Genomic DNA, 19,998 nt, shown 5'->3' with positions numbered 1-19,998 from the left:
CCCACCGTACCCAGCGCCCGACCACTCATCGGGAAGGGTTCACAGACATCAGCCTCAGTCCTCTAATCACCACTGGGCTGACCCTTGTAGGCGGCACCAGCGAGACCATCGGTGCGCAGTGCGCGAATGATCGTGGAGCGGTGGACCTTGAACTTCTTGGCGATGGCTTCGACAGTCCACTTCTCCTCCCTGAGCCGACGCGCTTCCACGACGTCGTGGGGTTGAAGGCGTGGCGGTCGACCGCCCTTGCCTGTAGCGACGGCGAGTCCAGCCTTCGTCCGTTCCCGAATCAACTCGCGTTCCATCTCCGCGACGTCCGCGATGACGGTGAACATCAGCCGGCCCGAAGCCGTAGTGGTGTCAATGCCCTCACCGAGGGATCGGAACATGATGCCCCGCTCGTGCAGAGAGTCCAGAAGCTCCACGAGTCCGCGCACTGTCCGGCCGAGCCGGTCGAGCTTGGTTACCACGAGCGTGTTGCCTGGCTGCAGCGCCCGCAGGCAACTCTCCAGCTCGGGGCGGGTCATTGTCGCGCCGGACTTGCCGTGGTCCGCGTAGACGTCGTAGCAACCGGCGTCGACCAGCTGACGGGTCTGCGCCTCGAGGTTCTGGTCCGTAGTAGACACGCGGGCGTATCCGATCAGAACCCCGTCAGGCACCAGCCGCGGCTCCTCGACGCCTTCGAGACGTTCCGGTCGTTCCATGTTCCCTCCCCAGTTCGGAGGGTCGCAGAATCCGTCTCACCCTCGCGTTATGACAATACACGTTTCGCACTTGGATAGAGAGCCAAAAAGCGCGAGCTCGAGTGGTGCAAAAGAACTGGCTCTTAAACGGTCGGGGCGGGTCGACAGGGGTGATGTAGTTGGCGCGCCTCCTGACCACTTGTGCACGGCACAAGCTCCCCACGCTCCGCTGCTTGTCCCGCACACACATGGACAGCAGGAACCAGAAGCCCGCCTGCACACACCCACCACCTCACCGACACGTCACACATCACCTCGAGCGAGCGGTAGGCGTGCACAGCCTCCTACCAGCGTGGTCGTGAACAATACGACCTAAGTTAATCCGGCACGGCCAATAAGGCTTTCGAAGGCGTTGAAGACTGGCGCGTTGGGTCATCCACCTGTGGGCGGGTGGAGCCCGAAGGGTGGAGCTCAAAGCCGTCCACCTGTGGGTGAGCTCCATCCCGTGGGTCGCATAAGCAGTAGTACATGCCCACAGATAGTTCTACAAATGTTGGTTTGTAGAACTATAGATTTGGCGGGATCTGCACCCCGTCTTTTCATCGAAAATTAGGGCATTGATCCGTGGGGCGTGTGGTTGCAGTACATCGCGTTTACCGGTCGGCTCGACGAGATCGACGTGGAAGCCTTCTTGTATGGGCTGATGCCGCTGCCGGACCTGGAGCACATGCTGCTCATGGAAGGCGTGTGCGAACTCCTCGTTGACCTTCAGTAGCGATCTCCTTCTGTCGCTGGCTCACTTACAGAAGCCGCTGGCGTTTTCTCAGGCTGCGGATTCCTCCTGCTCATCCGTCAATGACATTCCCGTGCGTCTTGCCGGTGCAGTGTCCGTTCCGGTTCTCGTCTGAAGCCATGCCAGGGCGGCTTCTTCGCTGGTGAAGTAACGGGTGTCGGTGAGGGACTGGTGGGAGAATCCAGCGAGAACCTCATCGACCGAGCTGTCACCGATCAGTGCGACAGCACTGAACCCGGGGTACGTGTTCATTCCCATGCGGGCCTTCAATGCCAGCCCGTCGATGCCGGCCATGGAGACGACCAGGGGCAACGTCCCCCCGTCGCTGATGTGTCTGAGGGCCCGTGCTGCTTCGACCGCTACAAGGTAGGTGATGTGCGCCCCCGGCGCCCAGCGCAGGAACAACACGTTGGCTTCCCGACGGACGGTGAACTGATCCATTAGACGCACTCCTCCATGGAGATACCCGACCGTGAAGTCGGCACGACAAGGGTTTGAGACCAGTGCACCCAGAGTAGGCCACGCCTGAGAATTGGTGCAGCTACTACCTGTTAGATGACGTGCTGATCGGATGAGACGCCATGTCAGAGTGAACCGATTTGAAGGACGCGGCGGATCCGACGATGGTGCCGCCTCAGACCAGGCAGGTGGAGTCGCCGCTTGTCAGGCGATGCCGGTGGCTCCGAGGAGGTTCCCTATGAGGTAGGTGAATCCCATGGCCAGTGCCCCACCCAGGACGAGGCGGATGACGGCCCTGCGTCGGGAGCTGCCGCCGGCGTGGGCGCTGAGGGCGCCGGTGATGGCCAGGGCGATCAGGACGGCGATGAAGGTGGCGGGTATCCTGATGCCGGCGGGGAAGAGCAGGATGGCCAGCAGTGGCAGGACAGCTCCGGCAGCGAAGGCAGCCGCGGAGGCGAGGGCTGCGTGCCAGGGGTTTGCGACCTCGAGCTCATCGATGTTCAGTTCGGCGGAGAGATGAGCTGCAAGGGCATCGTGCGCGGTGAGTTCATCGGCGACCTGCCGGGCGGTGTCCGGGGACAAGCCTTTTTCCTCGTAAAGGCCGGCGAGTTCCGCGAGTTCACCGTCGGGGTCGTCGGCGAGTTCCTGGCGTTCCTTGGCGATGAGCGCTTCCTGGCTGTCGCGTTGGCTGCTGACCGATACGTATTCGCCCAGTGCCATCGACACGGATCCGCCGACGACGGCAGCTGTGCCGGCGACCAGGATCGGCGTGAGGGTGTTCGTCACTCCTGCGACACCGATGACGGTGGCGGCGGTCGATACGATGCCGTCGTTGGCGCCGAGAACGGCGGCACGCAACCAGTTCAATCGTGCGGCGATTCCGGTGTCGTGCGGCTCGATACGCGTCTGCTGGGCGTCGGTCATGGCGAGCAGTCAACCACCTCAGCGGCGTCCGTACCACGCAGGAATGGCTTGCCTACCCCCGCCAAACGCCCGATCCCTCTTGTCCCTTCTGGACAACGAGCCCGGTCGGCAACCATCAGCGCGGGCCCTTCCGGACCCCCGCCGATAGCTGCCTGTGTTCTTAGCTGCTTGGCCGGGTTGCCGTTCCGAGTTCACTGAGGTTGGTGAGGGCGTAGCGCAGGCGGGCAGCCGCGTCCTGGGCTACCTCGCGGACGGCGGAGCTGTCGCTGAGTTCCAGCATCGTCAGCGGGTCGATTGCCTCGATCGTCGTCACCTGCGCGTCGACGCTGCGGCGGACGATGACGTTGCAGGGCAGCAGCGCTCCCAGGGACGGCTCTGCAGCCAGTGCCTTGCTGGCCAGGGTCGGGTTGCACGCGCCGAGGATGACGTAGTCCCCCACCGCGTCCCCAGCCTCGGCGCCGAGCTTCGTGGTGAAGGTTGATCGGACGTCGATCTCGGTGAGAATCCCGAATCCCTGCGCGGCGAGGGCTTCACGCGTGCCCTGCACTGCGTCCTCCCAGGACAGCGGGACAGCGATCGAGTGGGTGTAGGTCATCGGATCTCCTTTACACGGGGTGCGGGCTGTCGAGTGAATTCCCGAGCATGGGCCTGATACCAGGCTCATGGGTGTATCTCAGGCGAGGGTGAGGAACAGCTTCTCGAGTTCCTTCTTGTCCAGGCTGGCGTCCTTTTGGACGATGCACTGCTCGAGGCCGCTGGCGATGATTGCGAAGCCGGCCCGGTCGAGTGCTTTGGAGACCGCGGAAAGCTGCGTGACGACGTCCTTGCAGTCCTGGCCTTCCTCGAGCATGCGGACCACTGCGGCCAGCTGGCCTTGTGCTCGCTTCATGCGGTTGATGACGGGGGTCAGTTCGGTCGGGTCCAGCTGCATGGTGTTCTCCAAAGGTCGTTTCTACTCCCTCAAGCTTATACCCCCACCCGTATTTTGACTACCCCCAGGGGTATGCGGAATACTCCTGGGGGTATCCACTTCAGCACCGACCGGAAGGTTCCCATGAACACCCCCACCCCCACTGCCACCGCTCCCGCCACCACCGCCGCCCCTGCTGCCCCTGCTGCCCCTGCCATTACGGCGCTGGCACCCGAGGAACTGCGCTCCTGGCTCGACGGCCAGAACGCTGAAAGCGGGCGGCAGGATCTCGTGGTGATTGACGTGCGGTCCGCGGCCGAGTTCGAGTCCATGCACATCCCCGGCTCCTACAACGTGCCGTTGCCGCTGCTGTCAGAGCACACCGACGAGGTCGCATCACGCCTGGGCTCACGGGTCGTCCTGGCCTGCCAGTCCGGGGTGCGTGCGGAGCAGGCCCGGCAGCGCCTGGCCGCCTCGGGCATCAGCACCGCCCACGTCCTCACCGGCGGAGTGCCCGGGTACGCCGCAGCCGGCGGCGACGTCGTGCGCGGCAAGGCACGTTGGGACCTCGAGCGCCAAGTCCGCATGGTCGCCGGGTCCCTCGTCATCGCCGGCCTCGCCGGCGGACGGTTCGTCTCCCCCAAGGTCCGCACCATCGCCGGCGTCATCGGTACCGGGCTCACGTTCTCCGCGGCGACCAACACCTGCGCCATGGGCAAGGCCCTGTCCGTCATGCCGTGGAACAAGGCAGCCCAGGAACCCACCCGCGAATCCGCGATCCACACCCTCCCCACCACCACCTCGGCCACATCAGCCCAGAGCACCCAGGCCGCGAACTCGGCTGACGGCAAGGCTGATGAAACGGTTGGTGTGGCGTGAGTTTGACCCTGATCCTCGTTCTGGCCCTGTCGATCCTGATCGGCCTGTCCCTGGGTGTCCTGGGCGGTGGCGGGTCGATCCTGACCGTCCCGATCCTGGTGTACGTGGCCGGGTTCGAGGCCAAGGAAGCGATCGCGGCGTCCCTGTTCGTCGTCGGTGTCACCTCGGCGATCAGCGTCATCAGCCACGCCCGGAACGGACGCGTGATGTGGCGGACCGGCCTGATCTTCGGCGCCGCCGGCATGGCTGGTGCGTTCATCGGCGGGCTGCTCGGCGGGTACATCCCCGGACAGATCCTGCTCGTCGCATTCGCCCTCATGATGGTCGCCACCTCGATCGCGATGATCCGCGGCCGCAAAAAAACCACCAGCTCCACCCCATCTGAGGGTGTGAAGCGTGAGCTGCCCCTGAAGCGGGTCATCCTCGATGGTGTGGTCGTCGGCCTGGTCACCGGCCTCGTCGGGGCCGGTGGCGGGTTCCTCGTCGTCCCCGCCCTGGCCTTGCTCGGTGGACTGCCGATGTCGGTGGCCGTCGGCACGTCGCTGGTCGTGATTTCCATGAAGTCCTTCGCGGGCCTCGCCGGGTACCTCACCACCGTGGAGATCAACTGGCCGCTGACCTTGGCCGTGACCGCTGCTGCGATCGTTGGGTCCCTGATCGGCGCCCAGCTCGCCGGCCGGATCCCCGAAGCTGCCCTGCGCAAGGGTTTCGGCTGGTTCGTTCTGGTCATGGGTGCGTTCGTCCTCATCCAGCAGGCACCCGCGGACAGCCGCCTCGTCCTCGCCGCAATCGTCGCAGGCGTCGCCCTCGCCGCTCTCATTGCCTGCCGATTCATCATCCCGGCATGCCCCCTGAACACCCGCAACCGCCACCGCACCGGTAACGATCAGGACGATCAGGGCCGGCGGGGTCGGCGCCGCAACACACCCACACCCGCCTGATCCATCCCAACACCACCTCACCTACAGCGTTCGACCCCATCCCACCCAGAAAGGACCTCTCCATGGCAGAGATCACGATCAATGACACCAATACCCGCCGCCCGTCAGCGCAGATCCTCGACGTCCGTGAGGACTTCGAAGTCGCCGAAGGCATGATCCCCGGCGCCCTGCACATGCCCATGGGTGACTTACCCACTCGCGTTGATGAGCTCGAGCAGAACACCCCGGTCATCGTGGTGTGCCGCAGCGGTAATCGCTCAGCCCGCGTCGCGGACGCCCTCAACAGCGCCGGTTTCAGCGCCGACACCATGGCCGGTGGCATGACCGCCTGGACCCGTGCGGGCCTGCCCACTACCTGAACCCGCCGTACGACCACGCCCCGCCCCAAAAGAACCCGGAAAGGACAGAACACGACCATGACAACCACGACCACCACGACCACCACGACCACCACGACGACCACGATCGACGTCACGGAACAGAGCTTCGCGCAGACCCTGGAGAGCAACGACATCGTGTTCGTCGACTTCTGGGCAGCATGGTGCGGGCCCTGCCGCATGTTCGCCCCCACCTACGGTGCCGCTGCCGAAAGGCACCCGGATGTCGTCTTCGCCAAGGTGGATACCGAAGCCGAGCAGGCCCTCGCCGCCGCCGCGAACATCACCTCCATCCCCACCCTGATGGCCTTCAAGAACAAGACCCTGGTCTTCTCCCAGCCCGGAGCCCTGAACGCCGCAGGACTGGAAGAACTCGTCCAGGCCGTGAAAAACCTGGACCTGGACACACTCCGCGCGGATGCCACACCACACAACGCCTGACAGGGGCTTGGCCCCCGGGCCGTTGCGCGCGATCACGGCCGACAGCCTGGCTGAACTCTGGCCCGGTGTCGCACTGGTGGATGTCCGGAGCAGGCAGGAGTATTCCACGGCCTTCATCCCCGGCAGCCTCAACATCCCACTCGAGGAACTGCCCTCCCGCCTCACCGACCTACCCGACCTACCCGACACCGCGGTGTATCTGCTGTGCGGCTCCGGTAAGCGCAGCAGCCAGGCCGCCCGGATGCTCACCAGCGGCGGCTACGCCACCGTCAACGTCGCCGGCGGAATCACCGAATGGTACCGAGGCGGCCACCCCGTCATCTACACGCCGCCCCCACCACACCAGGCAGGCCAGGCAGACCAGGCACACCGGGCCAACCGGGCAGGTTTAGGCAGGTTGGGCAGGCCGCTGAAGACGCGGCGACGGACCCCACAAGCCGGGTGCGTGCCCGGACCCGGCCCGTCCCGGGCCCGGTCACGCACCCTCCTCCCAGCACCCTGACCCGCAGGCATCTCCCGCCTTGCGTAATACCCCTAGGGGTATTACGCTAGACACCAGAGCGATACCCCAGGGGGTATCCAACTTCTCGAATTGAAGGAGCACCAGATGCTGATCGAACGGATTTACGACGAAGACCTCGCCCAGGCCAGCTACCTCATCGGCTGCCAGGCCAACGGCACCGCCGTCGTGGTCGACGGCCGCCGCGACATCGCGGTCTACCAGGACCTCGCGGCGAAGAACAACATGAAGATCGTCGCCGTCACCGAGACCCACATCCACGCCGACTACCTCTCGGGCACCCGCGAACTCGCCGCGGCGACCGGGGCGGAGATCTACGTCTCCGGTGAAGGCGGAGAAGACTGGCAGTACGAGTTCGAGGGCAAGCGCCTCTTCGACGGCGACAAGATCACCGTCGGCAACATCAGCATCCAGGCCGTTCACACCCCCGGACACACCCCCGAGCACCTGTCCTTCCTCGTCACCGACGGCGCGTTCAGCGACGCACCCGGTTACCTGCTCTCAGGTGACTTCGTGTTCTCCGGCGACCTCGGCCGCCCCGACCTTCTCGACGAGGCCGCCGGCGGCGTGGACACCCGTTTCGAGGGTGCGAAGCAGCTGTTCAAGAGTCTGCAGGAGAAGTTCCTGACCCTGCCCGACCACGTCCAGGTCCACCCCGCCCACGGTGCGGGCAGCGCCTGCGGCAAAGCACTCGGCGCGATCCCGTCCACCACCGTTGGATACGAGCGCCTCTACTCCTGGTGGGGCCCCTACCTCGCCGCGAACGACGAGCAGGGCTTCATCAACGAACTCCTCGACGGCCAGCCCGACGCCCACGCCTACTTCGGACGCATGAAGCGCGAGAACCGGCAGGGACCGGCCGTCATGGGTGAGCGTGCACCCCTGACCGAACTCGACAAGAACCAGATCGCCGCTGGTATCGCCGCGGACACGATGACGTTCATCGACACCCGCTCCGCGAACGAGGTCCACACCGGGACGGTGACTCGCTCCCTGAACATCCCCACCGCTGCTGCGATCGCGACCTACGGGGCGTGGGTCGTGAACCCCGAGACCGACAAGAACCCGCTCGTCCTCCTCGCCACCAGCCAGGACCACGCACAGGAGATCTGGGACCACCTCGTCCGCGTCGGCATCGACAACGTCGCCGGATACGTCACCAACATCGACGGGCTGCCCACCACCACACCCGCCCTCGTGCAGCCCGAAGACCTTCCAGAGGTCGACGCCGCGATGATCCTCGACGTCCGCAACCGCACCGAACACAGCGCAGGCCACGTCCCCGGAGCCCACCAGCTCAACGGCGGCCGCGTCATGTGGCACCTCGACGAACTCCCCACCGAAGGAACGATCGTCACCTACTGCCAGAGCGGCCTAAGGAACTCCGTCGCCGCCAGTGCGCTCCGCCGGGCAGGCTACGACATCGTCGAACTCGACGGCAGCTACAACGCCTGGAACGCCTACCAGCAGGCCCACCAGGACGCACCCGCCGCGAACTAATCCCCCTAGACCGCCCGGGGCCGGCCTCCACCGGCTCCGGGCACTGAGCCCGGGCCCGCCCCCACGCGCCCGGGCTCTTCCACGCCCGCCACCTGAACGGAGCACCACGCATGCCGGGCAGCACACACCCACACCATCACCCGCGCAATCACCCGCGCTATCACCCGCGCTACCAATCAGGATCACGGGGCGCGGTGCTCGGGCTACGGCAGAACCTGGCGCAGTTCATGCTGCTCGTGGCAGTCAACGCCTTGGTCGGCGGGACGTTGGGCCAGGAACGCACCGTCCTGCCCCTTCTTGCCTCCCAGACATTCCACCTGGACCAATACACAAGCGCGCTGACATACATCATCGCTTTCGGCCTCTCCAAGGCCGCGATGAACTACTTCGCCGGCACCCTCTCGGACCGATACGGCCGCAAACCCATCCTCGTCGCAGGCTGGCTTGTCGCGATCCCCGTCCCACTCATGCTCATCCTCGGGCCGACCTGGGCATGGATCGTGGCCGCGAACGTGTTCCTGGGCGTCAGCCAAGGCCTGACCTGGTCCACAGCGGTCATCATGAAAATGGACCTCGTCGGCCCGAAGCAACGCGGCCTCGCCATGGGACTGAACGAAGCAGCCGGCTACCTCGGAGTCTCCATCACAGCCCTCGCGACCGGCTACATCGCCGCCGAACACGGGCTGCGGCCCGGCCCATTCCTCCTCGGCGCCGCCTACATCGCCCTCGGACTGGGCCTATCCGTCCTCTTCGTCCGCGAAACCCACCACCACGCAAAAACCGAAGCCTCCCAACACGACGCCACCTATATCCATGCACGCGGAAATGTACCCGGCGGTGCGCAAGGCGGTGCGCACGCCGACCTCACCACGGGACAGGTCTTCGCGCTCACCAGCTTCAAAGACCGCTCGCTCTCCGCGGCGAGCCAGGCCGGACTGGTCAACAACCTCAACGACGGCCTCGCCTGGGGTCTCTTCCCCGTCCTGTTCATCAGCTCCGGGCTGAGCCTGCACCAGGTAGGGATCCTTGCCGCCGTCTATCCCGCGGTCTGGGGCGCAGGACAACTCGTCACCGGGGCAGCCTCCGACAAGTGGGGCCGCAAATGGCTCATCGTCGCCGGCATGCTCGTCCAAGCCGCAGGACTCGCAACAGTAGCCGCAGCCCACACGTTTCGACCCTGGCTGTTCGCCGCGATCCTCCTGGGACTAGGAACAGCCATGGTCTACCCCGCACTGCTGGCCGCGATCGGAGACGTCGCACACCCCCTGTGGCGGGCCCGCTCCGTCGGGATCTACCGGTTATGGCGTGACGGCGGCTTCGCCATCGGAGCCCTCCTCGCGGGACTCCTCGCAGACCGGTACGGGATCCCCGCAGCCATCACTACCGTCGCCGTACTCACAGCGGCCTCCGGCATCGTGGTCGCGGTCCGAATGCGCGGCGATGACCACACCTCGAGGTGAGCAGGAGATCCGGGGTTTCCTTCTACCAGCCTGTGCCAGCAGCCCGAAGACGTGATGCTGGTCAGCGTGCTATCCGCACCGACTCGGACTGTGCTGATGTGTGCGCGACCACCGTCAACAGCGCCATGCGCGCCGTCAGCCTTGACCTGCTGGAGGACCACCTGCAGCACTTCGTCGTCGACGCAGCCCACGAAGCTGTGACCAGCGCCTTATCCGCTGCTGTCGACGCAAGGGTGGAGGAAGCAACCCAGGCCATCAGCCGGCTCCTGCGCTAACACCCACCACTACCTGAGCCCCACACCCAGACCCACAAGCAGCACGCATCTTATGCTCCGAACCTTCTTCTCGCGCGCCCAGAACCAGATACCAGCGGACTCCCCCTGTGACTTACTACACCTTGACCCATACCCCCGGGGGGTATAAATTTGGTGCTACCTCAGAAGGTAGTCTCCCGCTTCCGGGATATACGCCGTACAGGTCGACTGCACCGCGCGATGGAATCGGGCCTCATCAAGGCTTCCCTTTCTGCGCTGCGACTCCCTCAACAATTTCGCTGCTCACCGACTGCAGGAGACCACCATGACCGACACTGTCCGGACCCCGATGAACCTCACCGACATCAGCGGAATCCAGAACTCCGACGCAACCCCTCCTACGGGTGGCTCATGTGCGTGTTGCGCGTCTCAGCAGGTGACTGCAGCGCAACCGGCAACCGAAGGCAGCGTGTCTGCTGACTATTCAGTGGCTGGCCTGACCTGTGGTTCCTGCGCCGCCCGCGTCAGCAGCGCCATCAGCGCCTTGGACGGCGTGGAGGATGTCCAGGTTGCTCTCGTTCCTGGCGGCGTATCAACCGTCAGTGTTACCAGCAGCCAGCCCTTCGTCGAGTCGTCCGTTCAGGACGCCGTCGAGAAGGCCGGCTATCAGCTCGCGACCGCCTAGTAGCCACCGCGCCTAGGCACGAGCACGCCTTTACTCGAGGGGCCCAAGGAAGAGTCATCATGAGCAAGAACCAGAACATCAACAACCAGCAGCATCACCCGGGCCGACCGGAATCAACGCACGGTCAGGCCATGCCCGACGAGCACGCCCACTCAGCAATTTCCACCCAGGAACAACTTGCGAGTGGTCAGCACGCGGATCACCACGGACATGCGGGTCATGAAGGTCATGGGATGGACGATGATCATCAGGTGCACTCCCATGGGGAGCATGCCGGGCACTCGACCGCGATGTTCAAGAACCGGTTCTGGATCAACCTGGTCCTCGCGATCCCCGTTGTGGGTTTCAGCCCCATGTTCACCATGCTGTTCGGGGCCATGCCGCCCGAGTTTCCCGGCTCTGCGTTGATCGCTCCGATCCTGGGTACGGTCATCTTCGTCTACGGTGGTGCACCGTTTCTGAAGGGCGGGCTGACGGAGCTGAAGTCCCGGCAGCCGGGCATGATGCTGCTGATCGCGATGGCGATCAGCGTCGCGTTCATCGCCTCCTGGATCACGACCCTCGGCATCGGCGGGTTTGATCTGGACTTCTGGTGGGAGCTCGCCCTTTTGGTCGTCATCATGCTCCTCGGGCATTGGATGGAGATGCGTGCCCTCGGCTCGGCCGCCGGGGCCCTGGATGCCCTGGCGGCCCTGCTCCCCGACGAGGCTGACAGAGTGACCGGCACTGGCACCGAGACCGTGCCGGTCAGTGCCTTGGTCGTCGGTGACGTGGTGCTCGTACGCTCCGGCGCCCGTGTACCGGCCGATGGGCAAATCACCGACGGGACGGCCGAGTTCGACGAGTCGATGATCACCGGCGAATCCCGCACCGTGTCTCGCACCATCGGTGAGACCGTCGTCGCCGGCACAGTAGCCACTGATAACGCGGTCCGCGTGCAAGTGAACGCTGTCGGGTCGGAAACAACCCTCGCAGGGATCCAGCGTCTGGTCGCCGAAGCGCAAGCTTCCTCCTCGAGGGCGCAGGCACTCGCGGACCGGGCTGCAGCCCTGCTGTTCTACTTCGCCCTCGGCGCCGGCATCCTGACCTTCATCAGTTGGATGCTCCTGGGGAGCCCGGATGATGCAGTGATCCGCACTGTCACCGTCCTGGTGATTGCCTGCCCCCACGCCCTGGGCCTGGCAATCCCCTTGGTGATCGCTATTTCGACCGAGCGGGCCGCGAAGACCGGGGTGCTGATTAAGAACCGGATCGCCCTGGAGCGCATGCGCACCGTCGACGTCGTCCTGTTCGACAAGACCGGCACCCTCACCGAGGGCCGGCACGCCGTCACCGCGACCACCACTGTCACCGGTGTCACAGAGCCAGAGCTCCTGGCTCTGGCCGGTGCCGCGGAAGCCGACAGTGAACACCCGGTCGCCCGGGCCATCGTCACCGCCGCACAATCCAACTCCGCAGCAACGCATCTTGGCTACACGGGGACCGGATTCAGTTCGATGACCGGCCGCGGTGTCCGGGCCACCGTCAGCGGCCATGACGTGGCGGTGGGCGGACCGAACATGCTCGCAGAGCTCGGCCTCACCACTCCGGCCGACATCGCCACGACCGTGGACGAATGGGTGGGCCGTGGTGCGTCTGTGCTCCACGTCATCCGCAACGGCTCGGTGATCGGTGCGGTTCGGCTCGAGGACAAGGTCCGCGAGGAATCCAGGGCAGCAGTCAAGGCGCTGCAGGCCCGTGGGGTGAAAGTCGCAATGATCACGGGGGACGCACGCCAGGTCGCCGACGTCGTCGGTAAGGAACTCGGCATCGACGAGGTGTTCGCCGACGTCCTGCCGCAGGACAAGGACACCAAGGTCACCGAGCTGCAGTCCCGCGGCCTGAAGGTCGCGATGGTCGGCGACGGCGTGAACGACGCACCGGCCCTGGCCCGCGCCGAGGTCGGCATCGCCATCGGCGCCGGAACCGACGTCGCCATGGAGTCCGCCGGCGTGGTTCTCGCCGGAAACGACCCACGATCGGTTCTGGCCCTGATCGACCTGTCCCGGGCGAGCTACCGCAAGATGATCCAGAACCTCATCTGGGCCACCGGGTACAACGTGCTCGCCGTCCCCCTGGCCGCAGGAGTCCTGGCATTCGCAGGGATCCTCCTCTCCCCCGCCGCCGGCGCAGTCCTGATGAGCGTGTCAACCATCGTTGTCGCCCTCAACGCCCAACTGCTGCGGCGGATCGATCTCAGCCCACAACGGATCAGCGCCGACTGAAGTCACCGCTGCCAGTGAGTGTTTCACCCGAGCATCGAACCTGCTCGACGATCTGTTCGTTGATCAGGGTCAATGCTCGCAGCGGCATCTGGTTACGCTGGAAGGAAAGACAAGAACGCGGAACACCAGCACCGAATGAACGATCCGACGTGGTGTGACCTGGCGTGAAGTGACATCAAGCGCATGAACGGCAGTACCGGAAGCGAAAGGAAGGTGGGGTCGGTGAGGACGGAAATCAACACCGGAATGCATCATCGCGCCACGCTCCGGTCGCCGTTGACCTCTCTGCTTCCTGCCATGCTCTCGTTCGTCGGGTTAACCGCTGTGATCGTCGGAATCCTCGCCATGCACGTCTGGATGGGCGGCCACGGAGCCACAACCCACCACACCACCGGCCCCACGACGCTGATTACCACGGATGTCCATCTCGCCTCCGCCACAGTGTCGTCCAGCCACAACCACAACCACAACCAGCCCACTACGCAACTACTGCCCGCCCTGACGCAGGCCAGCGACTCATCAGATCAGGGAGTGCTTGCAGGGTGCGGCGGGGACTGCGCGGACGAGATGGCACTCAGCATGTGTGTGCTGGCCATGGTCCTCGTCGGTATCGCCTGGCTCCTCACCCCGACCGGACGCGCCCTCACGTCCTCACTGCTCCGCCGCGGACCACCCGTCTCGCACCGGGCATCCCGACCAGCTCCTACTCCTTCATTGACTCAACTCTGCATCAGTCGCACATAGAATCCGCGGCCCACACCCCGGCATAACCGGTGGCAGGGCCAGCTCTCTCGTATGCTCGCGCGCCCTCGACGTCTCGATGTTCATTGACGGCGCAGCCGGCACTGCCTCATCCCTTGGCCCTGTCCGGGCGGGGTGAGCGACTGACACAACACCCACTTTGAGCTTTGAAGGATCTGACCATCATGAAGCATTACCTTTCCCTTGCCGCACTGAGCCTCGCAACCGGACTCACTCTCTCCGGCTGCGGCACCGACTCCGGCAGCACCACCAGCACCGACACGACCAGCACCGAAGCTGCTGCTCCTGCCTCGAGCGCAGCTGCTGAAACCTCGCCGTCCGCTGACGCGTCAGCGACCCCCAGTGCTGATGCCGTGTCTGAGGAACACAACGACGCGGACGTCATGTTCGCGCAGATGATGATTCCCCACCACCAGCAGGCCGTGGAGATGAGCGACATGATGCTCACCAAGGACGGCATCAGCCCCGAAATCACGGACCTCGCCACGAAGATCAAGGACGCCCAGGGCCCCGAGATCGAAACGATGACCGGCTGGCTCGAAGCCTGGGGTGAGCCCATGGAGCCCGAAGGCGGCTCCGACGATGGGTCCGAGGGCCACGACATGGGCAACATGGGCTCCGACTCTGACGCAGGATCCATGGGCAGCATGGGCGGCATGATGAGCGAGGACCAGATGTCCGACCTCGAATCCGCCGAAGGCACCGAGGCGTCCCGCCTGTTCCTGGAGTCCATGACCGCCCACCACGAGGGCGCGATCGGCATGGCCCAGACCGAGATCAACGACGGTGAGAACCCCGAAGCGATCGAGCTGGCCGAAACCATCGTCGACACCCAGCAGGCCGAAATTGACCAGATGAAAGAGCTCCTCGCGGGCCTCTGACCGCACCAGCTCCACCACGCAGTCCACCCTCTGATCTGGTGTCCTCCAAGGACCTGATTCGAGGCATGTGATTGCCCTCTGACAGGTGCCGGTGTGGGGGCCCCGTTCCCTCCACACCGGCACCGTTTTGACCACTCCCCGATTCCTCGGATCACCGGTCAGTTACTCAGCGACCGTTCCTGTATCGACTGTTTTTTCGACGCTATCTTCTAAGGACTGCCTGTTGTCTTCGTCCCTGTCCCGCATCGCACACCTTGGCTCGATCACCGCCCTCGCCGTACTGCTCAGCGCCTGCACCACCCCGGCCTCGACCTCCCAGAACGCACCAGCGGATGCACCAACGGAGTCCGCGTCAGCGCCGGACTACCCGTCCGGGCATGTCCACGGCATGAGCGTCGATCCGGGCACGAACCGCATCCTGCTCGCCACCCACGACGGACTGTTCGATGTCAGCCGATCCCCTGCGCAGCGGATCGGGCCGACGATCGATCTCATGGGCTTCACCACCACCAGCGACGGAACCCTGTACGCATCAGGACACCCCGGGCCGGGCACCGACCTACCTGACCCTGTCGGTCTGATCACGAGCACCGACGACGGCCGCACCTGGGAACCTGTGTCCCGGCAGGGCGAAACGGACTTCCACGCCCTCGCCGCGACCAGTGACGGCCTCATCGGTCACGAAGGACGGATTGTCACCAGCCCCGACGGGCAGCACTGGACCGTCACAGCCGACGATATCCCCGCCTACAACCTGGCCGCCGCCAGCAATGGCACCGTTCTGGCCACGACCGAAAAAGGCCTGTATCGATCCGAGGACAGCGGAACAACCTGGGAGAACGTGCCGGACGCTCCCCTGCTGATCTTCACGACCTTCGCCGGCGACACCGCCATCGGCGTCACCCCCGACGGAACAGTCCACACCAGCGTCGATGCCGGCCTCACCTGGCCACAGCAAGGCTCCGTTCAGGGGAAACCGGCAGCCATCGCCGCAGCCCACACTGGTGATGACACACACCGCATCTGGGTCGCCACCGCCGAAGGTATCGAAGTTTCCAGCGACAACGGAACAACCTTCCAGACCCTCGCCGCGCCCTAGGACTGGCCCAACACCCATAAGCAAGCCGGGTTACCACCGAGTCAATGGTCGACGCTCCTCCTGACCACCCGTGCACGGCAAAAGCTCCCCCACGCTCCGCTGCTTTTCCCGCACACACCTGGACAGCAGGAAGCGAAGGACCGCCTGCACACACCCACCTTGAGTCACCGCACCGGATAGCTCACCTCGAGCGAACGGTGGACGTGCACAGCCTCCACGAGTGCGGGTCAGGACTCATGCGCTGTCGTCTGTCTCGACAACTTGCCTCACCATGTTTCGTCTGTGACGTGCTGGTGACAGGGGTTTGTGAGGCAGAGGATTGGGCACAGTACAGCAGGTGGCGTCGGTCATGTTCTTGGACTTGATAACCAAGAGCCCCTGTTTGCGCATGTACTCTGTTGCGTCTCCCCCACTACAGAAGGACTGAGTACCACCATGGCAACCGACTACGACGAGCCACGCGTCAAGCCCGAGGACATGCCGGCGAACGAATCGCTCGAGGCGATTCAAGCCCAGCGCAGCAGCACTACTCAGACTTCCGTCATCGACGCCGAGGACACGGATACGGCCGAGGGTTTCGATCTACCAGGTGCCATCCTCGAGGACGAGCTCACGGTGACCGTGGTCCCCGTGCAGGAGGACGAATTTACGTGCATGTCCTGCTTCCTCGTCCATCACCGCACCCAGCTAGCGCGTGAGGTGAACGGCGATAAGTACTGCGCCGAGTGCGAGGGCTAACACCTAGCATCACTTAGCCAGGCAGCACTGATCCCTTACAAGGAACTCTCGCCGGGACCTCCGTACTGTTGGGCTACGCCGATCAGGCCCACTTCACCCGCATCACCGGCACCACCCCGAGCAGGTACGCCCGAGTCTCGAAAATCTAGGGGTTTGAAGAGGCAGTAGACCACGGCGCTATGCGTTGCTTTCGGTGTTATGGATCCAGTGGGTGCTCGCAACAACTACCGCGGCTGTGGCGAGTGCGGCTCGTGCCGTGTTTGCGGTTGTCCAGCGGCGGCGGTACTCGGCCCAGAAGTCTGCACCTTCTCGTGCGAGTTGGCGGTTGAGGGGGACATTGATGGTCATGGTCACGACGGTGCTTGCCAGGGATGTGCCGGCGATGACCATGTCGGTGACTGCGCCGCGCGGTACCGCGCTGATCGCTAGGCCGATGGCAGCTGCGGTGGCGGATCCGAAGAGCAGGATGAAGGTGCCGCGTTCGGCTTTGCGGTTGATGAGGAGCATCGCGGCAGTTGCATCGTGTTTGTTGAGCCGTCCGAGTGCGGGTATGACCATAGTCGAGAAGGCCGCATAGATGCCGCCGACCACCCCGGCTCCGACTACTGCGGTGACTTGAATCATGACCAGACTCCTAAGTCGGCGGTCCGCCGCGCGTAGGAAGCCAAGGATGCGGGAGGGCGGCCGAGCAGTTGTTCGACGCCATCTGCCAATGATGCGTTGCGTCCATCAAGAATGTCGGTGAACAAGTAGGCCAGCGGTTCGGCTTCGGCGGTCGGTACGTCGTCGGCTGCAAGATCGTCAACGAAAGTCACCACGTCAACCGCCTCGAAGGCGACCGGTCTACCGCAAGCGTTACCCAGGATTGCAGCTGCCTGGGCGAAGGTCAGCAGTTCCGGCCCTGATAGCTCGTACGTCGCATCTTCCGGGGGTGTTCTGGTCAGGGCAACGACTGCCGCGTCGGCTACGTCCTCCAAGTCCACGAAAGCTTCCGGAACATCAGGGGCGGGTAGGCGCAAGTGACCCCTGCGGACTGGGCCGGTGAGGAAATGTTCTGAGAAATTCTGCTGGAACCACGAACAGCGTAGAACCGTGGTCGGCACGCCGCCCTTGCGCAGTGCTTCCTCGCTCATCCGAGCGCCTTCTTCTCCGCGGCCCGAGAGCAGAACCAGCCGCTCGAGGCCTTCTTTCGCCGCTAGCTCGCCCAGCGCTTTCATCTTTTCCGGCACCCCGGGGAAGGCGAGGTCGGGCGTGAAGCAGACGTAGGCCGCGGAGGCGCCGCGTAAGGAGACTTCCCAGGTGGAGCGGTCATCCCAATCGAAGCCGGTGCGGCGTGATGCGGACCGTACCGGTAGTCCGGCGGTGACAAGTCGGTCGATGATGCGGGAGCCGGATCGTCCGGCCCCGCCGAGGATGAGAGTAGTCATACATCCAGTACAGCGGCAGGAGATTAGATGGTGAATGGGCGAAGCTCGCTATGACCTTCGTTATCGTCTAGCGTTGCCCGCGTGGATCCGCTGACGCATTTCCTTGATGGCCCTCGAGCAGCCAACGCCTTCGCTCTCGCCATGAGTATGAGTGCCCCCTGGGGCATTACCGTCCGCGATGGTGCCGCTCTCACCGTCCTGGTCGTTACCCGTGGGGAGGCCCGCGTGGACGGGACGCGCCTCAACGCCGGCGATGTAGCTCTGATACGCGGCCCTGAGCCCTATGCAGTGACCGACGCAGCCACGAGCACGCCCTCGATCGAGATCGGTACCGGACAGCACTGCACCACCCTCGACGGTCGAGACCTCCGCGAAGAATTCCGGCATGGCGTCCGTCGATGGGGCAATGCGGTGGACGGGGAAACCGCGATCCTTGTCGGCACGTATCAACGCCCTGACAACGCCGGCGGTCTCGTCACACGCGCCTTACCTCGTCTCGCTGTCGTCCCGCGCGAACGTGCCGACAACACCCTTATCCACCTGCTGAGGCGTGAGCTCGCCAACGAGGACCCAGCAGCCCAGATCGTCGTCGACCGCCTCCTCGACGTCCTCGTCGTCAACACCATCCGCAGCTGGATCGCCGACCCTGACCGCCCGGTCGAAGCCACCTGGCTCACCTGCAATGACCCGTTGATTGTCCGCGCCCTTGAGTGCCTGCACTCCGAGCCCGCGGCCCCCTGGACTGTGGACACTCTCGCCCGCCAGGTGAACATCTCACGGGCCTCACTCGCGGCCCGCTTCCGAACGAGCGTCGGAGAACCACCAATGGCCTACCTCACCCGATGGCGCCTCACACTCGCGGGCGACTTACTCCACACTCCTGACACCACCGTCGCAACAGTTGCCCACAGCGTCGGATACAACAACGCCTACGCCTTCAGCACAGCCTTCAAACGCCAGAGCGGAACAACCCCCACCGAATACCGTCAACGCCGCCCCGCACTCGCACCATGAACCCAGCAGGGCTAATCGCACTTCCACCTACTCACTCGAGAGCACCGAACTGGTGCGTCTCCTCCTCCCTGTCTTGTAATCGATAGTTGGATGCGAGACACCACGACGAGACACCACCACTCCCTGCCACCACTGCTCCGGGCGGGGCTCGGTGTAGCAAGCACACCGCTGTCACGGCAGGTCTTTCTGACTCCTCGGGGTTTCAGCACTAGCCGAGTCGCCGACCTGTCTGACGGCAGACAAATGAGGCGGTATCGTGCCGAGCGTGTGCGGTGCAGCGGTAAGTGGCGTTGGCTTCGCAGCTACAACTGGCACCAAACAGCGGGAACTTAGCTAACGAGTTGTGAGACGAGACCTTCGACGCGGGCTCGGAGAGCATCGCGGACTTCCCTGACTCCGTCGAGTGTCATCGTTGCGGGATCAGATATCTGCCAGTCCTCGTACTTCTTGCCCGGGTAGATGGGGCAGGTGTCCCCGCAGCCCATGGTGATTACGACGTCGGCTGCCCGGACGACGTCGTCGGTGAGGGGTTTGGGGAACTCCTCGCCGAGGCTGATCCCGATCTCGTTCATGGCCGTGACGACGTTCTCGTCGAGGTGCTCAGCCGGCATCGAGCCTGCGGAGCGGACGTTTATTGCACCCTGGGTGAGGTCCTTGAGGAGGGCTGCAGCCATCTGGGAGCGGCCGGCGTTCTGGACGCAGACGAAGAGGATTTCGGGAACTCCGCTGGGGCGTTTGCCCTGCGCGTGGGCGAGGGCGTTGAGCCGGTCGCGGGCGAATCGGCGCGTGATGATCGGCAGGTAGGTCTTGATCTTCGCTGTGCGGGCGAGGGCCGTGTAGGACTCGAAGACGTAGCGTTCAACCATTTCGGGCCCGAACACACCATCGAAGGAGGCGGCGAGCTCGTCGCAGATACGGTGTAGGACGTGCTCGTGGGTGCCGGTGGGATCATCAGCTGGCGAGAGCGTGCTCATGGTGTCCGTCCTT

General features: G+C 64.5%; 24 protein-coding genes. 16 read left to right on the top strand and 8 right to left on the bottom strand.

Translation table 11 applies throughout. From position 1 onward, the window contains the following. Positions 1 to 62 precede the first annotated feature (62 nt). A complete protein-coding gene (locus V6S67_RS18920; RefSeq protein WP_334211874.1) occupies positions 63 to 704 on the bottom strand; it encodes a recombinase family protein in 642 nt (213 codons plus the stop codon). 616 nt (positions 705 to 1,320) lie between these two features. Here V6S67_RS18920 and V6S67_RS18915 point away from each other — a divergent pair. After that, positions 1,321 to 1,458 carry a hypothetical protein gene (locus V6S67_RS18915; protein ID WP_334211873.1) on the top strand — a complete coding sequence of 46 codons (138 nt, stop codon included), beginning with the start codon at positions 1,321 to 1,323 and terminating at the stop codon, positions 1,456 to 1,458. 48 nt (positions 1,459 to 1,506) lie between these two features. On the opposite strand, the gene V6S67_RS18910 is transcribed toward V6S67_RS18915, so the two are convergent. The 4 genes from V6S67_RS18910 to V6S67_RS18895 all read right to left on the bottom strand — a co-directional run bounded on the left by V6S67_RS18910 (position 1,507) and on the right by V6S67_RS18895 (position 3,790). Then, positions 1,507 to 1,917 carry a DUF7793 family protein gene (locus V6S67_RS18910; RefSeq protein WP_334211872.1) on the bottom strand — a complete coding sequence of 137 codons (411 nt, stop codon included), beginning with the start codon at positions 1,915 to 1,917 and terminating at the stop codon, positions 1,507 to 1,509. Positions 1,918 to 2,139: 222 nt separating this feature from the next. After that, a complete protein-coding gene (locus V6S67_RS18905) occupies positions 2,140 to 2,859 on the bottom strand; it encodes a VIT1/CCC1 transporter family protein (RefSeq protein WP_334211871.1) in 720 nt (239 codons plus the stop codon). Positions 2,860 to 3,019: 160 nt separating this feature from the next. Further along, entirely contained in the window at positions 3,020 to 3,454 is a 435-nt protein-coding gene (locus tag V6S67_RS18900) for a DUF302 domain-containing protein (protein WP_334211870.1), read from the bottom strand. A 78-nt stretch (positions 3,455 to 3,532) separates the two neighbouring features. Next, positions 3,533 to 3,790, bottom strand: coding sequence for a metal-sensitive transcriptional regulator (locus V6S67_RS18895; protein ID WP_158505439.1), 258 nt, complete (start codon positions 3,788 to 3,790; stop codon positions 3,533 to 3,535). A 123-nt stretch (positions 3,791 to 3,913) separates the two neighbouring features. Between V6S67_RS18895 and V6S67_RS18890 the strand changes: the two genes are divergently transcribed. The 14 genes from V6S67_RS18890 (at position 3,914) to V6S67_RS18825 (ending at position 16,570) form a co-directional block, all read left to right on the top strand. Continuing rightward, the gene (locus V6S67_RS18890) at positions 3,914 to 4,648 is read left to right on the top strand and encodes a rhodanese-like domain-containing protein (RefSeq protein ID WP_334211869.1); all 735 of its coding nucleotides are present in this window, start codon (positions 3,914 to 3,916) and stop codon (positions 4,646 to 4,648) included. Continuing rightward, positions 4,645 to 5,589, top strand: coding sequence for a sulfite exporter TauE/SafE family protein (locus V6S67_RS18885; protein ID WP_334211868.1), 945 nt, complete (start codon positions 4,645 to 4,647; stop codon positions 5,587 to 5,589). Before V6S67_RS18890 ends, V6S67_RS18885 begins: the two co-directional genes overlap by 4 nt. 62 nt (positions 5,590 to 5,651) lie before the next feature. Next, on the top strand, positions 5,652 to 5,948 hold the full coding sequence (locus tag V6S67_RS18880; protein ID WP_334211867.1) for a rhodanese-like domain-containing protein: 297 nt from the start codon (positions 5,652 to 5,654) through the stop codon (positions 5,946 to 5,948). Positions 5,949 to 6,005: 57 nt separating this feature from the next. Further along, complete coding sequence (gene trxA / locus V6S67_RS18875) at positions 6,006 to 6,407, top strand: thioredoxin (RefSeq protein ID WP_334211866.1); 402 nt, start codon at positions 6,006 to 6,008, stop codon at positions 6,405 to 6,407. After that, positions 6,385 to 6,909, top strand: coding sequence for a rhodanese-like domain-containing protein (locus V6S67_RS18870; RefSeq protein ID WP_334211865.1), 525 nt, complete (start codon positions 6,385 to 6,387; stop codon positions 6,907 to 6,909). The genes trxA and V6S67_RS18870 overlap by 23 nt, the downstream gene beginning before the upstream one ends. 105 nt (positions 6,910 to 7,014) lie before the next feature. Then, positions 7,015 to 8,427: an MBL fold metallo-hydrolase gene (locus V6S67_RS18865; protein WP_334211864.1), complete on the top strand. Its 1,413-nt coding sequence runs from the start codon at positions 7,015 to 7,017 to the stop codon at positions 8,425 to 8,427. Positions 8,428 to 8,537: 110 nt separating this feature from the next. After that, on the top strand, positions 8,538 to 9,887 hold the full coding sequence (locus V6S67_RS18860) for an MFS transporter (RefSeq protein ID WP_442884922.1): 1,350 nt from the start codon (positions 8,538 to 8,540) through the stop codon (positions 9,885 to 9,887). Then, positions 9,884 to 10,162, top strand: a complete 279-nt coding sequence (locus V6S67_RS18855) for a metal-sensing transcriptional repressor (RefSeq protein ID WP_334211863.1) — start codon at positions 9,884 to 9,886, stop codon at positions 10,160 to 10,162. The genes V6S67_RS18860 and V6S67_RS18855 overlap by 4 nt, the downstream gene beginning before the upstream one ends. 304 nt (positions 10,163 to 10,466) lie before the next feature. Next, the gene (locus tag V6S67_RS18850; RefSeq protein WP_334211862.1) at positions 10,467 to 10,826 is read left to right on the top strand and encodes a heavy-metal-associated domain-containing protein; all 360 of its coding nucleotides are present in this window, start codon (positions 10,467 to 10,469) and stop codon (positions 10,824 to 10,826) included. A 131-nt stretch (positions 10,827 to 10,957) separates the two neighbouring features. Continuing rightward, positions 10,958 to 13,090 carry a copper-translocating P-type ATPase gene (locus V6S67_RS18845; RefSeq protein WP_442884932.1) on the top strand — a complete coding sequence of 711 codons (2,133 nt, stop codon included), beginning with the start codon at positions 10,958 to 10,960 and terminating at the stop codon, positions 13,088 to 13,090. Between the two features lie 324 nt (positions 13,091 to 13,414). After that, entirely contained in the window at positions 13,415 to 13,834 is a 420-nt protein-coding gene (locus tag V6S67_RS18840; protein ID WP_334211860.1) for a hypothetical protein, read from the top strand. A gap of 182 nt (positions 13,835 to 14,016) precedes the next feature. Beyond that, a complete protein-coding gene (locus V6S67_RS18835) occupies positions 14,017 to 14,733 on the top strand; it encodes a DUF305 domain-containing protein (protein ID WP_334211859.1) in 717 nt (238 codons plus the stop codon). A gap of 223 nt (positions 14,734 to 14,956) precedes the next feature. Continuing rightward, positions 14,957 to 15,832 (top strand): F510_1955 family glycosylhydrolase, encoded by an 876-nt coding sequence (locus V6S67_RS18830; RefSeq protein ID WP_442884930.1) that lies wholly within the window; start codon positions 14,957 to 14,959, stop codon positions 15,830 to 15,832. A gap of 435 nt (positions 15,833 to 16,267) precedes the next feature. Further along, complete coding sequence (locus V6S67_RS18825; protein WP_334211857.1) at positions 16,268 to 16,570, top strand: DUF4193 domain-containing protein; 303 nt, start codon at positions 16,268 to 16,270, stop codon at positions 16,568 to 16,570. Between the two features lie 177 nt (positions 16,571 to 16,747). On the opposite strand, the gene V6S67_RS18820 is transcribed toward V6S67_RS18825, so the two are convergent. Together V6S67_RS18820 and V6S67_RS18815 are read right to left on the bottom strand one after the other, a co-directional pair. Beyond that, a complete protein-coding gene (locus V6S67_RS18820) occupies positions 16,748 to 17,194 on the bottom strand; it encodes an anthrone oxygenase family protein (protein WP_334211856.1) in 447 nt (148 codons plus the stop codon). Beyond that, the gene (locus V6S67_RS18815) at positions 17,191 to 17,997 is read right to left on the bottom strand and encodes an SDR family oxidoreductase (protein WP_334211855.1); all 807 of its coding nucleotides are present in this window, start codon (positions 17,995 to 17,997) and stop codon (positions 17,191 to 17,193) included. The genes V6S67_RS18820 and V6S67_RS18815 overlap by 4 nt, the downstream gene beginning before the upstream one ends. Before the next feature lie 81 nt (positions 17,998 to 18,078). On the opposite strand from V6S67_RS18815, the gene V6S67_RS18810 reads away from it, so the two are divergent. Next, complete coding sequence (locus V6S67_RS18810; RefSeq protein ID WP_334211854.1) at positions 18,079 to 19,011, top strand: AraC family transcriptional regulator; 933 nt, start codon at positions 18,079 to 18,081, stop codon at positions 19,009 to 19,011. A 329-nt stretch (positions 19,012 to 19,340) separates the two neighbouring features. Here V6S67_RS18810 and V6S67_RS18805 read toward each other — a convergent pair whose 3' ends face one another. Continuing rightward, complete coding sequence (locus tag V6S67_RS18805) at positions 19,341 to 19,985, bottom strand: arsenate-mycothiol transferase ArsC (protein ID WP_334211853.1); 645 nt, start codon at positions 19,983 to 19,985, stop codon at positions 19,341 to 19,343. Between the last annotated feature and the right edge of the window lie 13 nt (positions 19,986 to 19,998).

The sequence above is a fragment of the Arthrobacter sp. Soc17.1.1.1 genome, assembly GCF_036867195.1.
Lineage (GTDB): Bacteria > Actinomycetota > Actinomycetes > Actinomycetales > Micrococcaceae > Arthrobacter_D.
Note: the sequence above shows the minus strand (reverse complement) of the source record. Positions and strands in the feature narration are given on the sequence as shown.

What these genes read in the sequence shown, in the direction of transcription:
- V6S67_RS18895 (WP_158505439.1), bottom strand. Translation starts at nt 3,790, where the DNA reads ATGCAGCTGGACCCGACCGAACTGACCCCCGTCATCAACCGCATGAAG.
- V6S67_RS18850 (WP_334211862.1), top strand. Translation starts at nt 10,467, where the DNA reads ATGACCGACACTGTCCGGACCCCGATGAACCTCACCGACATCAGCGGA.
- V6S67_RS18900 (WP_334211870.1), bottom strand. Translation starts at nt 3,454, where the DNA reads ATGACCTACACCCACTCGATCGCTGTCCCGCTGTCCTGGGAGGACGCA.
- V6S67_RS18805 (WP_334211853.1), bottom strand. Translation starts at nt 19,985, where the DNA reads ATGAGCACGCTCTCGCCAGCTGATGATCCCACCGGCACCCACGAGCAC.
- V6S67_RS18910 (WP_334211872.1), bottom strand. Translation starts at nt 1,917, where the DNA reads ATGGATCAGTTCACCGTCCGTCGGGAAGCCAACGTGTTGTTCCTGCGC.
- V6S67_RS18815 (WP_334211855.1), bottom strand. Translation starts at nt 17,997, where the DNA reads ATGACTACTCTCATCCTCGGCGGGGCCGGACGATCCGGCTCCCGCATC.
- V6S67_RS18905 (WP_334211871.1), bottom strand. Translation starts at nt 2,859, where the DNA reads ATGACCGACGCCCAGCAGACGCGTATCGAGCCGCACGACACCGGAATC.
- V6S67_RS18870 (WP_334211865.1), top strand. Translation starts at nt 6,385, where the DNA reads ATGCCACACCACACAACGCCTGACAGGGGCTTGGCCCCCGGGCCGTTG.
- V6S67_RS18825 (WP_334211857.1), top strand. Translation starts at nt 16,268, where the DNA reads ATGGCAACCGACTACGACGAGCCACGCGTCAAGCCCGAGGACATGCCG.
- trxA (WP_334211866.1), top strand. Translation starts at nt 6,006, where the DNA reads ATGACAACCACGACCACCACGACCACCACGACCACCACGACGACCACG.
- V6S67_RS18835 (WP_334211859.1), top strand. Translation starts at nt 14,017, where the DNA reads ATGAAGCATTACCTTTCCCTTGCCGCACTGAGCCTCGCAACCGGACTC.
- V6S67_RS18860 (WP_442884922.1), top strand. Translation starts at nt 8,538, where the DNA reads ATGCCGGGCAGCACACACCCACACCATCACCCGCGCAATCACCCGCGC.
- V6S67_RS18920 (WP_334211874.1), bottom strand. Translation starts at nt 704, where the DNA reads ATGGAACGACCGGAACGTCTCGAAGGCGTCGAGGAGCCGCGGCTGGTG.
- V6S67_RS18890 (WP_334211869.1), top strand. Translation starts at nt 3,914, where the DNA reads ATGAACACCCCCACCCCCACTGCCACCGCTCCCGCCACCACCGCCGCC.
- V6S67_RS18845 (WP_442884932.1), top strand. Translation starts at nt 10,958, where the DNA reads ATGCCCGACGAGCACGCCCACTCAGCAATTTCCACCCAGGAACAACTT.
- V6S67_RS18820 (WP_334211856.1), bottom strand. Translation starts at nt 17,194, where the DNA reads ATGATTCAAGTCACCGCAGTAGTCGGAGCCGGGGTGGTCGGCGGCATC.
- V6S67_RS18865 (WP_334211864.1), top strand. Translation starts at nt 7,015, where the DNA reads ATGCTGATCGAACGGATTTACGACGAAGACCTCGCCCAGGCCAGCTAC.
- V6S67_RS18880 (WP_334211867.1), top strand. Translation starts at nt 5,652, where the DNA reads ATGGCAGAGATCACGATCAATGACACCAATACCCGCCGCCCGTCAGCG.